At 43.1% G+C, this 16,592-nt stretch carries 12 protein-coding genes; 8 read left to right on the forward strand and 4 right to left on the reverse strand.

Annotation, left to right across the window (positions count from 1 at the left end; genetic code table 11):
• Positions 1–195 precede the first annotated feature (195 nt).
• The 4 genes from AC1S8V_RS15290 (at position 196) to AC1S8V_RS15305 (ending at position 6,346) form a co-directional block, all read left to right on the forward strand.
• A complete protein-coding gene (locus AC1S8V_RS15290; RefSeq protein WP_482074313.1) occupies positions 196–1,539 on the forward strand; it encodes an MFS transporter in 1,344 nt (447 codons plus the stop codon).
• 90 nt (positions 1,540–1,629) lie between these two features.
• Positions 1,630–2,838, forward strand: coding sequence for a macrolide family glycosyltransferase (locus tag AC1S8V_RS15295; protein ID WP_482074314.1), 1,209 nt, complete (start codon positions 1,630–1,632; stop codon positions 2,836–2,838).
• 345 nt (positions 2,839–3,183) lie between these two features.
• Positions 3,184–4,860, forward strand: a complete 1,677-nt coding sequence (gene xynC / locus AC1S8V_RS15300; RefSeq protein WP_482074492.1) for a glucuronoarabinoxylan endo-1,4-beta-xylanase XynC — start codon at positions 3,184–3,186, stop codon at positions 4,858–4,860.
• 256 nt (positions 4,861–5,116) lie between these two features.
• Entirely contained in the window at positions 5,117–6,346 is a 1,230-nt protein-coding gene (locus AC1S8V_RS15305; protein WP_482074315.1) for a multidrug effflux MFS transporter, read from the forward strand.
• A gap of 163 nt (positions 6,347–6,509) precedes the next feature.
• Here AC1S8V_RS15305 and AC1S8V_RS15310 read toward each other — a convergent pair whose 3' ends face one another.
• Positions 6,510–7,484, reverse strand: a complete 975-nt coding sequence (locus AC1S8V_RS15310; protein ID WP_482074316.1) for a helix-turn-helix transcriptional regulator — start codon at positions 7,482–7,484, stop codon at positions 6,510–6,512.
• Between the two features lie 105 nt (positions 7,485–7,589).
• On the opposite strand from AC1S8V_RS15310, the gene AC1S8V_RS15315 reads away from it, so the two are divergent.
• Complete coding sequence (locus AC1S8V_RS15315; protein ID WP_482074317.1) at positions 7,590–8,069, forward strand: GyrI-like domain-containing protein; 480 nt, start codon at positions 7,590–7,592, stop codon at positions 8,067–8,069.
• 97 nt (positions 8,070–8,166) lie between these two features.
• Here AC1S8V_RS15315 and AC1S8V_RS15320 read toward each other — a convergent pair whose 3' ends face one another.
• From AC1S8V_RS15320 to AC1S8V_RS15330, 3 genes are read right to left on the reverse strand one after another with little or no spacing between them, the layout of a single operon-like run.
• The gene (locus tag AC1S8V_RS15320; RefSeq protein WP_482074318.1) at positions 8,167–9,288 is read right to left on the reverse strand and encodes a Ger(x)C family spore germination protein; all 1,122 of its coding nucleotides are present in this window, start codon (positions 9,286–9,288) and stop codon (positions 8,167–8,169) included.
• Positions 9,285–10,373 carry a GerAB/ArcD/ProY family transporter gene (locus AC1S8V_RS15325; RefSeq protein WP_482074319.1) on the reverse strand — a complete coding sequence of 363 codons (1,089 nt, stop codon included), beginning with the start codon at positions 10,371–10,373 and terminating at the stop codon, positions 9,285–9,287. Before AC1S8V_RS15325 ends, AC1S8V_RS15320 begins: the two co-directional genes overlap by 4 nt.
• Positions 10,366–11,829, reverse strand: a complete 1,464-nt coding sequence (locus AC1S8V_RS15330; protein WP_482074320.1) for a spore germination protein — start codon at positions 11,827–11,829, stop codon at positions 10,366–10,368. Before AC1S8V_RS15330 ends, AC1S8V_RS15325 begins: the two co-directional genes overlap by 8 nt.
• A 232-nt stretch (positions 11,830–12,061) precedes the next feature.
• On the opposite strand from AC1S8V_RS15330, the gene AC1S8V_RS15335 reads away from it, so the two are divergent.
• The 3 genes from AC1S8V_RS15335 (at position 12,062) to AC1S8V_RS15345 (ending at position 16,549) form a co-directional block, all read left to right on the forward strand.
• On the forward strand, positions 12,062–14,350 hold the full coding sequence (locus AC1S8V_RS15335; protein WP_482074321.1) for a copper amine oxidase N-terminal domain-containing protein: 2,289 nt from the start codon (positions 12,062–12,064) through the stop codon (positions 14,348–14,350).
• Positions 14,351–14,718: 368 nt separating this feature from the next.
• The gene (locus AC1S8V_RS15340; RefSeq protein WP_482074322.1) at positions 14,719–15,666 is read left to right on the forward strand and encodes an ABC transporter permease; all 948 of its coding nucleotides are present in this window, start codon (positions 14,719–14,721) and stop codon (positions 15,664–15,666) included.
• Positions 15,667–15,679: 13 nt separating this feature from the next.
• Positions 15,680–16,549, forward strand: a complete 870-nt coding sequence (locus tag AC1S8V_RS15345; RefSeq protein ID WP_482074323.1) for a carbohydrate ABC transporter permease — start codon at positions 15,680–15,682, stop codon at positions 16,547–16,549.
• Positions 16,550–16,592: the final 43 nt, after the last annotated feature.

Below are 16,592 nucleotides of genomic sequence, written 5' to 3' on the forward strand. Positions count from 1 at the left end.
AATGTGGATCATAATCTAGAGCACAATCCTACTTTTTAAATATTTAACTTTACAAAGTGGAGGGATCAATGTATATTCAGGAGGTAAAAAGGTTTATTTTACCATAATAACCATCTAATTACGGAGGTGTAGAAGACAAATAACAATCAGATTGGGATATTTGATGCTCAGTACAGGGCGCCTACAATTGGGATTATGCTGGTTCTGGCAACCGTAGCTTTCGAAGGACTGGCTATCACGACGATTGCCGCGAAGATGGCACAAAGTTTAGAGGGCATTCATTTATACGGTTGGATCTTCAGCGCATTTTTGTTATCTCAGCTTATTGGAACTTTGGTTATGGGTCAGCAGATTGACAAGCGCGGTGTTTTTACATCCATGCTGATATCTTTTAGTGTTTTTGTGTTAGGAACTGTGGTCTCCGCTATCTCTTTCGATATGCATATGCTTATTGCAGGAAGAGCCCTTCAAGGTTTTGGAGCGGGGGCCCTGATCACATGCGTTTATACCTGTGTGACATTGCATTATCCAGATGCACTTCGTACTCAAATCCTGGCCGCATTCTCCATGGCATTTGTCCTGCCTACCTTAATCGGACCTTATGCAGCAGGCCTTATTGCTTCCTACAGCTCATGGCGATATGTTTTCTGGATCGTTTTACCCTTAATTGGAATAGCGTTGAGTCTCACATTCCGTTCTTTCCGTAATTTGCAGCTTCAGCAAGATCTGACAGGTCCAGCGCGAGCAACCGACTCGAAGATTATGTATGCGATTCTGCTTGCCGTTGGAACGGGGCTGTTACTCACAGGACTTGGTATGATTACCAATTGGAAAGGCATAGTACTCACTTTTGGTGGATTAGTCGTCATGATCACACCAATGCGTAAATTGCTGCCTGTGGGGACTTTCTCGGTAAAAAAAGGATTGCCCGCTACTTTGGTTTCGAGAGGGCTATATGTTGCTTGTTATTTTACAACGGAAAGTTTTGTGATCTTGGCACTAACCGAAGTGAAGGGGGTATCAGCTGATCTTGCTGGCCTCATTGTAGCAGCAGGTTCTCTGAGCTGGTCCGCCGCAGCGTGGTTGCAAGCCAAGCTTGATGCACGAGATCAAGGTCGTGCCCGAAAGGGCAGAGTCATGACCGGCATTGGGATTATGATCGTTGGAACTGTACTCGTGATCCTGGCTCTTATTTTGACGGACGGCGGGATTATACTCATCCTCCTCTCGCAAATGATTACAGGGTTCGGTGTTGGATTGGCGAACCCTACAACGGCAGCCATTGCTTTACAACATGCCTTGCCCAGAAAAGAGGGAGAAATGTCCGCAAATCTGCAATTTGTGGATTCCTTCTATATGGGAGTAAGCATTGGAGTTGGTGGCGCATTGATTGCCTTGTCTGAAACTTTACAGTGGGGCATATCGACAGGTGTTTTGATCGTGTTAACACTGCAATTACTATGGGTCTTGTTAAGTTTCTTGGCATCACTACGAATTACCAAACTCGTTCATCAAGAACATCATCCATCAGCCAGGTGAAAGACAACATATCTATGTAACGGATGACTACCGCGTCGCTAAATACATCACGAAGAACGGGGGGACTAATTGCATTGGGAGGTAGTTAAGATGGCACGTGTATTAGTAGTCATTACTCCAGCTGAAGGACATGTGAATCCGTCGTTAGGATTAGTTACTCAGTTGATAGACAATGGTGAGGAAGTCGTCTATGTGTGCACGGAGGAGTACCGTTCCCGAATTGAACAAACCGGTGCCCAGATCATTACCTATCCATTTCCACAAGATGCCTTCTCTCATGATCCGGTGTTGAAACCCCAGGAGTACAAGCATTCTTATCACTTCAGTTATATGATGGTAAGCGGTATTATTCGGAGGATCATCCCCAATGTGCTGCAAGTGATAGAGGATCAAAAGTTCGATTATATGATCTTTGATTCCCTGATGGGATGGGGAGGGACTATTCTTGCAGAAAAATTGGGAATTCCTGCGGTGTGTTCGATTGCCTCCTTTGCTTTTGTGGAGCCTCTGGGGTCTAGCTCAGTTCTGAATGAGACGGAGACGAAGGAGCTTTATGAGGCTACGATGAAGATCACAACGGAGTTAGCCGAAGAGTTTCAAGTGAGCATTCCAGCCATCGAAGAAATTCCGGCACATGCAGGTCAGTTAAAGCTCGTGTACACCAGCCGTTATTTTCAGCCGCAGGCAGAAAAGCTGGATGATCGTTTTATTTTCACGGGTCCTTCGATCATAACACGTCAAGATGCTCCGACCTTCTCGTTTGAGCTGCTTCGTGAACGGTACCCGCAAACCGTGTACATTGCTATGGGTACGATTTTAAATAAAAATTTGGATTTCTATCAGCTTTGCTTTGAAGCATTAGGGGATCTACCCGTGAATGTTGTTCTATCTTCAGGAAAATACACGGATATGGCGCCGCTGGCTGATCAAATACCTCCTAATTTTATCGTCAAGCCATACATTGCCCAGTTGGACATGCTGCAGCATACCGATGTTTTTATTACACATGCTGGAATGAACAGTACGAGTGAGGCGTTATATTACAACGTTCCGATGGTGATGATTCCATTAACATCGGATCAGCCTCTTGTCGCCAATCGGGTACAGGAATTGAGCGCGGGTATTACTTTGAATAAACATAACCTCAGTGCAACTGATTTGAGAGAGGCGGTAATACAAGTACTACACAATTCGCTATATAAAAGGCATGCTTATTTGATCGGTGAATCCTTACGCCAGGCTGGCGGGTACAAGCGGGCCGCCGATATAATTATGAGTCACATGGCTCCAGCGAAATGAGGGATCAATCTTTTCCGAACGTGTCTTACAAATAGGAATGCACATAACAATAAGAAAAGAATATTGGGAAGAACATAGTCTCATTCAAAGTCGCTTAAATGCGGCTTTTTTTGAGTATCCGTATCTCTTAAAAAAAGATAAATATCAACAATAACCTATAATATATCAGGTTTTATTCCACAACATAATATAGTAACATTTACAAATAAATACTTTATTTATCATCTGATGCACTTTGAGAGGACGTGATATGTAAACTTCTATTCACTGTTGAAATAGTTGAAATTATTGAATACGCTTTCAATTTTGTGAACATTTGAGGAGGATGAAGATATGAAATTCAAAATGACACTAAAAAAATCAGTCCATGTTTTACTGGCATGTTTAACGGCTCTACCTCTGATGTTAACCCCGACACACGTGTCGGCAGCTAGTGACGCGAACATTAATTTATCTTCCGAAAAACAGCTCATCAAGGGTTTTGGGGGCATTAACCATCCAGCCTGGATCGGTGACTTGACGGCAGCTCAGCGTGAAACCGCCTTTGGTAACGGACAGAATCAGCTGGGCTTTTCCATTCTGAGAATCTATGTCGATGAGAATAGAAACAACTGGTACAGAGAAGTCGCTACTGCGAAAAGAGCGATTGAGCAAGGTGCACTTGTATTCGCTTCACCCTGGAATCCTCCCAGCGACATGGTCGAAACGTTTAATCATAACGGACAGACGAATGCCAAACGCCTGAAATACGATAAGTATGCCGCGTACGCGCAGCATCTGAACGATTTCGTCACTTACATGAAGAACAATGGTGTAGACCTGTATGCCATCTCTGTACAAAATGAACCCGATTATGCCCATGACTGGACCTGGTGGACACCACAGGAGATCCTTCGCTTCATGAAAGAGAATGCTGGCTCCATTCAGAATACAAAGGTTATGGCACCAGAATCGTTCCAATATTTAAAAAACATATCTGACCCGATCCTGAATGATCCTCAGGCACTTGCCAACATGGACATTCTGGGAGCGCATACGTATGGAACCCAGTTCAAAGATTTTGCATATCCTCTCTTTAAGCAAAAAGGGGCCGGCAAAGAACTGTGGATGACCGAAGTGTATTACCCGAACAGTGATAACAACTCAGCGGATCGCTGGCCAGAGGCGCTGGATGTGTCCTATCACATGCACAACGCTATGGTTGAAGGTGATTTCCAGGCATATGTATGGTGGTATATTCGCAGACAGTACGGTCCAATGAGAGAAGATGGTACCATTAGTAAACGTGGATATAACATGGCCCATTTCTCCAAATTTGTACGTCCAGGCTATCTCAGAGTGGATGCAACCAAAAATCCGGATACCAACACGTTTGTTTCGGCCTACAAAGGGGATAACAAAGTGGTCATTGTGGCGATTAATCGCGGCACATCGGCTACAAGCCAAAGATTCGTTCTGCAGAACGGCAACGCTTCTACCGTATCCTCCTGGATCACGGATAGTAGTCGAAACCTGGCAAGTGGAACACCGATTAACGTGTCAGGTGGAGCATTTACGGCACAGCTCCCAGCTCAAAGCGTAACCACGTTTGTAGCCAATGTAACCGGTAGCAGTGGTGGGAATCCAGGAAGTGGAACCACATATGAAGCAGAGAATGGTACCACACTTACCGATGCTGGCATTGAAACAATCTATCCAGGATACACAGGCTCCGGATACGTTAACTTTAACGCTATGACCGGTGCGGCCATTCAATGGAATGCCATCAACAATGCTACAACAGGTACCAAAAACGTAAAGTTTCGTTACGCCCTGGAAAGCGGAACACGTAACCTCGACATATTTGTCAACGGAACCAAAGTGATCAGTAATGAGCCCTTCCCGGCAACTGGAAGCTGGTCAACATGGAGTGAAAAGACCATTCAGGTTCCCATGAACACAGGAACCAATACGATTAAAGTGGTCACAACCGGTACAGAAGGACCAAATGTAGATAACATTACGGTTACTGCAGCACAATAAGTACACTGTTCTATTTAATGAAGCAATATATAACCAAACCTCCGTTTCAGATACGCTAGCCGGTATCTGGAACGGGGGTTCTTCATTTTGACTTGACTTATAGTTAACTCTACCTCTTATACTCAGAATAGAGGTAGAATGAGAACCATTACGTACATGTTCATAACAGGTGAGAAGGGAGAAGGAATGTGCTGATTCCATACAGCAAGATTTTACGATATGACATTATATAAAAGGAATTGGAGATTTATTTAACATGACGAAGAGCACGAATTGGAATGTCTTTGGATTGGCCATACTACTAGGTTTATTTTCTACATTAGGTCCTTTTACGATTGATATGTATTTACCGGCTTTTCCTGAGATTGCAAAAAATATGAATACAACGGCATCACTTGTACAATTTAGTCTTACTGCTTGTTTGTTAGGACTTGGTGTAGGACAACTCGTTATGGGTCCTATGAGCGATGCTTACGGTAGACGTAAACCATTGTTAATTTCCATGATAGCCTATATTATTTGTTCCTTGGCGTGTGCCTTTGCTCCGAATATAGGACTATTGATTTTGTTTCGCTTCACTCAAGGATTTGCAGCATCAGCTGGAATTGTTATTTCTCGTGCGATAGCTAGAGATCTATATAGTGGACATGAACTTACTAAATTCTTCTCTCTGCTATTGCTCGTGGGGAATTTGGGACCTTTGGCAGCACCGATTGCTGGCAGTGGGATTCTTTCATTCACGTCATGGATTGGCGTGTTTGTCTCCCTTTCATTTTTGGGGATTTTCTTATTAGTGATGACAAAGTGGGGATTAAAAGAAACTCACCCAATCGAAAAACGCATGATTCCTGACTTCAAACAGCAGTTGGGTAATTACAGAATACTTCTGCGTGATCGCAAGTTTGTTGGCTACATGCTGGCACAGGGAATCATGACGGCAGGGGTCTTTGCTTATGTAGCAGGAACACCTTTTATTTACCAAAATATATATGGAGTCACACCGACTGTATTTGCCATATTGTTTGCTTCAAACGGAATTAGTTTGATCATCGGTTCTCAAATCGTGGGTCGTTTGGCAAAACGCATACCTGAGCAGAACCTTCTATTATCTGGACTATGGCTTGCTTTAATCGCAAGCGTTGCAGCTTTGGTCGTAACTCTGGCTCATGGCCCACTTTTTGCTTTGGTCATTCCATTGTTCTTCTTTGTTTGCTCGATCGGTATTACCTCAACAGCGGCATTCCCACTTGCCATGGAGAGTCAAGCGAAAATGGCTGGAAGTGCAGCGGCACTCCTTGGGGTCGTTCCATTTCTTCTGGGTGCACTGGTTGCTCCTCTGGTCGGCATCGCAGGTGAGGATACTGCCGTCCCATTAGGACTCACTTTATTAATGACCAGTGTCATCGCGATTGTTACTTATTTTCTGCTTGTTAAAAACATCTCGCAGCATACACCTAATCATGCCCAGTCTAAAGCTGACTTTTAATATAGAAGAAACAGCTCGCCAAGCATTGGCGTGAGACATGAATATGAGTCCATTACAAGTCGCTAAAAATAGCGGCTTTTTTTGGTTTTTCGTACTGAACGCTCAGCCTGAATTCCGATAAGGCGTTGTTAGAAAAATGGAGAGACTAGGGAGGAGGGGCTGCTCACTGCTTCATTTGGTATAAGCTTAATCTCTCTTGTATCGCGTTCAGGACTTCTTCCGGAATCTCCTTAACCTTGATATCTCCACCTAAAAATAGCAACCAATTGGTCATTTCGGTTAATTCTTCTGAATTATGAACATTCATAAATGCCTTTAGGAGGGCTGTAGTTTGGTATGGATTCGTATAGGCAATTGAAAATTTTAAGGGATGGTATTTTTTGAATTGCGCAATCGCCTTTGGGCCAAGTTCCAGAACAAGGTTGAAAACTTCTTCCTGCGCACTTCGTTTTAGTTGTTCTACAATCTTTTTCGTACTCAGCCTTTTTTTCGTCGGGTATGCTTCTACATGGATGAGGTTGTCAACAGATAGAATTCGTCTCTTTTCTTCCTCTAAGTCATAGCCTTCAATAATCCAATGGCCTTTTTGATGATGAAGGTGCAAGAGAACAATGGGATAGGACTTTGTTTTCTTCTCTTCTTGAACAGTGACTAACAAATAACGTTCTATAAGAAGAATTTGGATGAGTTTTTCCAAGGTAGGGTGGGGCAGGTCTGACAGATCAAGCAAGTCTGGATTATGGGGATTGGTCCCTTCAAAAAGCAATATTTGATTCAAATGCACAAGGTCATCTTGCTGATTTTCTGAGATAAGGCCCAATAATTTTTCAGCCAACGATTGACGACTCTTCAGATAAGGGAGTTGTTGATTTCTTGTGGCCATGAACGCAATAAACAGGGCTTTGATTTCATTATCGGTAAAGCGGACAGTGGGCAGAAGAGAGTTGTTCATGACAAAATAACCCCCATCCCGCCCAACTTCAGCGACAAGTGGCATTCCCATGGCTTCAATATCTCTGATATCTCGAATGGCTGTTGAACGAGAAATATTAAATTCTCGCATGATTTCAGAGATGGTAAAGTGTGCACGGTTATTGATATACCGCGTGATGGTATTAATGCGTTCAACTTTCTTCATTGGGCCCCCTAAACAGTATCATATTCTGACATGATTTAAGGTTATTATAAACCTATCAAGTGAAAACACAAATCAATTGAAAATTTAAAGAGGACGGTGTAAACCATGAGTAATTATCATTTCGAAGAAAAAGACAGTTTTATCGTTTTGGGTATTGGAACAGAGCTTAAGAGCGACTACACAGACTATGCTGGCATCAGCAAGGAGAAGGCGGATTTTTGGTCCACTGTGAAAGAGGATGGAAGCCTGGACACATTAAAGTCCCTAGCTACTAATGACTATATTTTTGCTGTGAACGAAGCAGTGAATAACAAGATGATGCATTATGCTGGGGTCATGACAGAAGAATCTCTGCCAGAAGCAACGAGAGTAATCCAATTTCCTAAGGGAGAATACCTTGTTGTGAAAGGCGAAGCAGAGACGGCTGATGCGCTCAGTAATATGCTTACTGGCATTGCCTTTGGTCAAGCCCTCCCCGTAGAAAAGGATTATTCCTATGTTGGCGGTCCGAATACAACGGTTGAAATGGGAGAGAAAAACGGTTTGGTATATGGTGAAATGTGGATTCCTGTTGTTAGGAATTGAAAAGAAGGGGAGATCTGAGGACTTTTGAGTTAAATATGAAGTTGAAAAGCTCTCTTCATGACTGAAGAGAGCTTTCCAATTGCACGACACCATGCTGCTAATTTAAAACACCGCTGCCGACTATGGTAACCTTCACTTCCGGGTGAAAACGAACTTGGGCATATTGTTTATTCCAGTTTAGGTTTTTCCACACGTCCGGGTAATGGGCAATTAAATGTCTGCCAATTCCGAAGGAATCACACCCACTTTGCTGAAGTGTCTTGATAATTTGTTCCGCGTCCTGAGTCATGTCATCGGATAACTTGCGGTTCAGACGTTCAATCGTATCTTTTTCCTGAAGATGATTCATTGCATACTCAACGATTGTTACTGGAAGTTCGATATGGAGATTCACATCAATTTGGCTATCATTTGCCACCTTTACCGCCAGTTTGCGCTTAATTTGTGCGATATTCGCTTCATAAGTGACATAGTTGCGTGGGTTGTTGGAAGGCCCTGGGTGGACCTTTTTGACAAAACGCGCCGCTTTATTCCATTTCCCACTCATAATAATGTATAGAGGAGCCTGTTCGGTATTGAGACTGCCACTGAACCTTTGCCCATGAAACAGAGCGATTCCCCGAGCATCAATTTCCTCTCCATCCTTATAAAGGTAAGGCAGCGTAAAATCCTGTCCCGGATCCAGCATGGGAGGGAGAAGGGTCTCTAACGTCATTTCAGGAAAAATACATAATTCCTCCAGACTCTTAATTTTTTTCGTAATAAACTCACCAATCAATATGCTGCCAACTCTTTTTTGGTGTAACAAATCTCCGGCCTCGCCATCCACAATCGCAATTTTCACATGTGAGGTCGGGTAATCGGGTTCCCGATATAAGACGTCCAGGTATGGGTAGATATCATTTTGTGCGAGTTTGTTGCCGTATAAGATCATCCCATATTTGAAGAAACGGATATCACCAGTCACTTTAGCGCGAATTCTATCCGTACTTTGACGGACGGATCTCCCGGTGCCTGAGTGGACTTCATTACCGCTGCGCCCTTGTTGACTCTCAGAATCATCGACAATTTCAAGCGTCTGTTTAATTTCACCCTCTGAGGTGATGTCAAACGCCGAAGCATTAGCCAGTCTTGCATCTTTTAAACTATCCTGATCCCAGCATCCCGTCATCACCATGAGCAGGATCAGCAGGACAAGGAGTTTTCCTCGTTTACTCATATCATCTTCTCTTTTCGTTTCATTATATAAGATAGAACCAACAGTAGCAGAGGCAGGATCATGAGAAAAAAGTATGCCGATCTGTTAGCTATCGTACTAATCAACTCAAGTTTTTCCTTCTGTTGTGGCAGATAGGCAATTACGCAAGAAGCAAGAACGACATAAGGGACGGCTTTTTTATGGTGTTTTTGTTTGAAGAGATAACTTATACCATAGGATGCCGTATAGTAGTAGCCACAAATGGCCCCAAAAATTGATATTAACCAGATGGGGAGGAACAGGAAATCGGCCCGATCCATTGTCCCGAGTGGGATAGAACGGAGCAAATAAATGACAGGTTCAGGCATTAAGTCAACCTGCTGGGGACTGAAAGCCGCCGAACAAATAAACACGGTAAATGCATACAACAACACAACTACAGCACTTGCAGAAGCAACGGACTTAAGTTTGCCACCGCTGTTACCTTCAACCATGGGAAACACAACGAGAAAAAACTCGAAGCCGAACATAGCCATTAATGTTTCGGTTGATCCACTAATGATATTGGGCCACCCTGCTTCCGTCATAGGTAAAAGATATAACAAATTGATTTCCTTGATTCCGTAACTGATCAATACCATCATGGGCAAAACCAAAAAGGAGATGAGTACAAGCACCCGGGCAATAATTCGCAATTTTTGCCGAACCAAATAAATACTGCTGAATAAAAAGAGGGCTAATATAGCCCACCGTGGCGTATCCTGCAGCATCCAGCGATTAATCACACCGTAGGCATTCACCAGAACAGAAGTGCCCATTAACAGGAAATATCCAACGTAGGCAATGATCAGCAACTTACCAATCCATTTACCCATTATAAGCGTTACAATGTGATATATGGACGAACTCGGGAATCTTCGCATCAAAAGCCAGCACAACAGTATGATAAGTTGAATCAGTATACCTCCAAGGAAAACAGAAATCCACCCCCCACCGTTAGACAGAAGGTGTATCCGATAAGGGAGGGATAAAATATCTACACCGATTTCAAATTTTATAATAAGAAAGAACAATTGTCCCCGTGTGATCGTCGTTTCCTTATTCACGTTTTTTCCAACTCCTAGAGAACTTCTGCTGATTCAGCCGCTGCGGGCGGGCATCATGAGGACGTCCGCGAAGCGCCCAGATGGGAAATCGTATCCATACATCCTTCATGTCAGCTAATCGGAAAGGGGCGACTGGAGCAAAATAAGGCGATCCTAAGTTTTCCAGCTTACAGAGGTGAATGGTTAAAATAACTAGACCAAATGCAATGCCGATATATCCAAAAAGCGCCGCCCCAATCATCATTGGAAAGCGGAGAATACGTACTGCTGAACTCATCTCATGCGAAGGCACCAAAAACGACGAGATAGCAGTTAGTGATACCACAATAATCATCGTATAGGATACAAGCCCAGCTCGAACGATAGCATCACCGATAACCAAACCGCCAACGATGCCGATGGTCTGGCCCACTCGGCTGGGAAGTCGGACCCCGGCTTCTCTTAGTACTTCAAAGATCAGTTCAAGCAACATTGCCTCTACAAGTGCAGGAAAGGGGATGTTCTGCAATGATTTCTTGATGGTGTGTGCCAGCTCGATCGGTAAAATAGCGGAGTGAAAGGAGATCGTAGCAATATAAACAGCAGGTAATGTAAAAGCAATGACAAAACTCATCATGCGAATTAACCGTAAAAAAGAACTGACAATCCAGCGACCATTATAATCATCCGGACTTTGGTAAAAAGCAAAAAATGTAACTGGAGCGATAAGAGCTGAAGGACTTCCTTCGGCAAGTATGGCGACGCGTCCTTCCATCAAGTTGGCAACAACCCGGTCAGGTCTTTCTGTACTGAGCTGCTGGGGAAACAGAGAGAAGGGGTTATCCTCTATAAACTCTTCAATAAAGCCTTGAGCGAGCACCATATCTGAAGATATGGATGTAATTCGCTCTTTTACTTCGTTGACTAACTCCGGATTGGCCAAGTCCTGAAGATATACAACTGCAATTTTGGTATGTGTCTTCTCGCCGACGTTAAAATATCGAACCATTAAGGATGGAGTAATAATTTGTCTACGGATCAGATTCAAATTAACGGAAAGCTGCTCTACGAATCCATTGTGTGGCCCTCGAATAACGCCTTCGTTTTCCGGTTCAGTTGTGCTACGGACATACATTTTCTCGGTAGAAAGAATGTAAAACTCCGGGTACCCGTCGAGTATGTAAAGACATTTCCCTTGAATGAGTGAGTCTATTCCACGTTGCAGATCCGTATCTTTTCCACTTTCTAAAGTGGTGAACGATGGGTAGATTTCCGAATCAGCTTGGCCATTCAGTGCTGTTAAGACATGTGTTTGAATGATCTCCTGATCTACAAGTGAATCGATATAGAGAAGCACACTCTGTACACCATTAAGTAGAAGCTGTTGTTGCTTCAAATCGTCAGTACAGTAGAGGGACTGTTCCACATAAGAAATATTCATTTTTAATTCAGAGAATGCCTGTTTGGTTGGGGTCATTGATCCACCTCTTTATAAAATACGACATGGATTATCTTGTGCAAAATCAAGACTATTATTCAATAGGTGCTACATATTCAAAGAACTTATAACCAAACATTGAAAAAATAGCTGCACTGAAATCCATAATTTACAATTGAATTAGAAACTTTTTCCTAAATCTAGCGTCTAATATTATGACTTTTTGAGGGGTTATAAATTACTAGAGAGTAGAAGGAGCCAAAGACAACGCATGAATATGAAGAAGAAATTATCCATTTTTACCGCTTTAGCCGTTTTTCAAGCATTTGCAGTCGGTTCTGTGAATGCGCAATCAGCACCGCAAAGTGACACCGCGTCAGTAAACACGGCCAATGTAGAATCAGTTGAGGTGTTAAAGCAAGAGCAGCCGATTGCAGAGCGTGAAGTGAAGACGGAGAGCAATAACAAATCTATCAATACTCCGTCCTCTGAAGCCAAGGACACCGAAACCTCGACAGGCACTGAGGCAACACCTAAGAAACCTGCATTGGATGGGGGAGAGACCACTACAAACGAAACGGGTACGAAACCTGTAGTTCAAGAGGAAACCCCTGAGGAGGTGGAAACGCCAGATACGCCTGCTCAAATAGAGCAACCATCCATTGATGGGACGTCTCCTGTAGCAGCAGGTGGGAATCTGACGTTATACATGAATAGCAATAAAATGGAGCAGGATGGAGAAACGTATCTTGCTGGCCAGCCAATGGCTGTAAAAAATGGTGTATCCTATGTTGCAATCCGTGCGCTAGTTGACCGTGTGGGATACGGCGTCAAATACGATAACAAAACCAAAGAAACGATCATCATCAGTGGAGATCAAGAGCTTCGATTCACAACCAACAGCACAGTCTATACCGTAAATGGAGAGACCAGAACGATGAAAGGCCCTGCGTATCAGCAAAAAAATACGTTCATGGTGCCGTTAACTTCCATTACTCAAGCTCTGAACATCACCTATAAAGTGAATCAGTCGGCTAAAACGGTTGTGCTGAATCTAAATACGAAACCTGTTGCAAGCTTTACCATTTCTCAAAAGGAAATCTTTGCGGGTGATCAAGTGGACTACGTGACTTCTTACAGTTCTCCAAATGGAATGGATATCGTTGACGAACGCTGGACAGGTCGCCAGGATTCATTTGATCAAGCAGGTACATATACGATTTCATATCAAGTACAGGATTCCAATGGCCAATGGAGTGATCCCTATTCGATTACCATTGAAGTATTGAGTCCTAATCTTCCTCCTGTAGCCATGTTCGCCACGGATAAAGAACAATATAAAATGGGCGAAAAAATAACATACACAGACCAAAGCACAGATGATGAAAATAATATTGATAAAGCAGTATGGGAGAACAATTCACTTGCGTTCTTTGAACCGGGTCCCAAAACGGTGACTCTTACGGTTACTGACAATCATGGCGCTACGAACACCTACTCCAAAGTCATCACCATAACGAATGAGACATTATATTCATTTACAGACTTCAATTTACTCTTCACGCCAGTAGGACAGAAATTTACCTTTAACGGCGGCGAAGTGACTACGATGGAGAAAGTGCCTTATACGTACATGGATGAGCCAAGTTTACTGATCCGCAGTAACAGTCCGGAAACGGTGAATACGGAAGGCATCGTATATAAAGAATCATCTTCGGGGCAGACCCGTTTCATGATTCACCACGTAAACAATACAGGCAAAAGAGTGAAAATGTATGTAATTGCAACCAATAACAACCCCAATCCGGCAGTATTCGAACAACAGAATATGGGCTTTGCCGGACCTACACCGTACGCTACCGTAGCTGGGAAATTGTCTATTGATAAATGGTTCAAGTCGATTCAGACTGGAGCAGATCAAAAGAAAGAGTACCTTCAACCTGGGGAAAGCAAATTGATTTTGACAGAACTTAATAAAACGCCGATGAAAGAAGGACAAGTCATCTCTCTCTATTCGGACGCTTACAGTGATTATTCCCTAGACTATAACGTTATCCTGGTGGAAGAAAATAAAGATCCGTTCGAGGCTTTGCCATTGCTACCTGTGCTTGATCGTGACGGAGTACACAACCGGGGTACGTACCCGAATGCGACTCGCATCATAAAGTACGATGAGCACGTGGGAACCAAACCGGCCCGTCTGCCACTTGGTGACAATTCAAGCGATCCCAATCTGGTAGGAACAGATCCGATGGCTTACACAGACGCATCCAATGCGGGTAATTTCGGCGTATTGTACAAAATCACGTTGACCAATGTTGCACCGCGTACGCTAATCTCATTTAATCCTCGTGGAGGGAAGTACTCCGGAGTAGCTCTGGTGAACAACCAGTTGGTATCGATTGCTGAAGGTAACGTTGCTGTTAGCAATTCAAGTGAACAAAGCGTTCTTTACCGCACAGGGTTAACTGGAGAGAGCGTAACGATTCTTTTCTCTGCCGCGCCAGGAAGCAATCTGCCAGTCAATCTGCTCTTCACACCGCTCCCATCGGAGAAGTAAATGTAGGTGTCTCTTTACAGCTAGTGCGGAGACGAATATGCTGTCTATGTTATACTCAGCAAAGAAACCATTGCCTCAGTAGGTAACGGTTTCTTTGCTTTTTAAGTTTCTATCAATATGAATCTACACTACATTTAGTGATTGTAAGATATCTTTAATCAGCGCTAAACGCCCTATTAAAGGTCGCTATTTTAGCGGCTTTTTTTATATTTTAGTAGAACAAGTTCTTGTCCCAGTTGCCGGGATTAGCTGTTGGAACGACCCCAGGCACACTTCCTTAAAATCTTATAAGAAATTCTTGATATTTCAGAAATTTATCCGATAGGCGGGTGCTATTATACAAATACAAACAAAGACGAGGTGATGATATGCAAGCAAAATTGGCAGCGGACGCCATTCCCATCTCCAAAAAGCGAAAGACATGGATAAGGACGATACAAAAGTATAAAGTGATGTATGCTCTCTTGTTACCGGCCTTAATTTACTTTGCGGTATTCAAATACATTCCTATGGCGGGAATCATGATTGCTTTTAAAAACTACAACCTGGCTCTGGGACTATGGGATAGCCCATGGGTGGGATTCAAAAATTTTACGGATTTTATGAACGGCGTTTATTTCTGGGACATCATGAAAAATACGATCATCATATCGCTGTATAAGTTATTGTTCGGTTTCTCCGCTCCCATCGTACTTGCTTTACTCCTCAATGAAGTTTATAGCCAATGGTTTAAGAAAATCGTACAGACAATCACTTATTTACCTCATTTTCTATCATGGGTCATTGTGTATGGAATTATGGTAGCATTACTAGCCCCAGGCGATGGTCTCTTTAACATGATTTTGAAGGATTTCGGTGTTGAACCCATCTCGTTTCTAACGGAACCTGCCTGGGGTAGAATGCTGATCATCTTATCTGAAGTATGGAAGGATATTGGATGGGGGGCGATTTTGTACCTTGCCGCCTTGGCAGGAATCGATCCAAGCTTATATGAAGCGGCTCGAATAGATGGCGCTTCCAAATGGAGACAGCTCTGGCATATCACTTTACCCGGCATTCGAGGCGTCATTATTCTGATGCTGATTCTTAAATTAAGCCATATCCTGGATGCAGGTTTTGACCAAATATTCATGTTTGCCAACACTTTTAACCAAGAGAAGATCGATATTATCGACACATGGGTATACCGGGAAGGGTTGGAGCGTCTTAAGATTGGCTTGGCTACTGCTGTAGGATTGTTTAAAGCTGTCATCGGATTTGTTTTAGTATTGGCAGCGAATAAGCTCGCCAAAAAATTCGATGGGCAAATTTGGTGAGGTGGTCTTTAGAATGATCCATTTGACAATCGGGGAAAAAGTCTGGCAAACCGTCGTTTATGTGATTCTTATTATGTTATCCCTGCTGTGCGTGCTGCCGTTTCTATATGTGGTTGCTGTCTCCGTAACGCCAGAATCGGAAGTACTGAGAAGAGGGATTGTGATTATACCGGAATCCTTTACCTTTCTGGCCTATAAAGAAGTATTCATCTCGCATGGGATCTGGCAGGCGTATAAAATTACGTTATTTCGAACGTTTGTAGGCACGGCGTTAAATGTGTTTTTTACCGTAATTGCGGCCTACCCGTTATCCAAAAAATATTTGCCCGGAAGAAGTCCGTTTTTACTCTTCATTGTGTTTACCATGATGTTCAGTGGGGGGTTAATTCCGACATATTTACTAATCCGCTCTCTGGGATTGTTAAACAGTCCTTGGGTATTGATTATTCCAAATCTCATTAGTGCATTTAATCTGGTGATCATCAAAGGTTTTTTTGAACAATTACCTGGTGAAATCGAGGAATCAGCGAGGGTAGACGGTGCCAGTGAGCTTCAAACGTTATGGCGGATCATTTTACCCCTGTCATTACCCGTACTTTCTACCATTTCCCTATTTTACGCAGTCGGGCATTGGAACAGTTATTTTGATGCCATTGTATATATCAATGATTCCAACTACATGCCACTTCAAGTGATTTTGCGCAACATCCTGCTTAACGTTGCAACTCAAAGCGCTGATTCGCTCGCCAATTCCGGGGCTGTCAGTACGTTCGCTGTGCAGATGGCTACAGTTGTTGTAACTACAGTCCCGATATTGATCGTTTATCCATTTTTGCAAAAGCATTTTACCAAAGGTGTACTCCTGGGATCCGTTAAAGGTTAAAAAGTGTTCCAACCTAACTTATTACGGGGAAACCGTGATAATA

The organism is Paenibacillus sp. B46(2026), assembly GCF_056786355.1.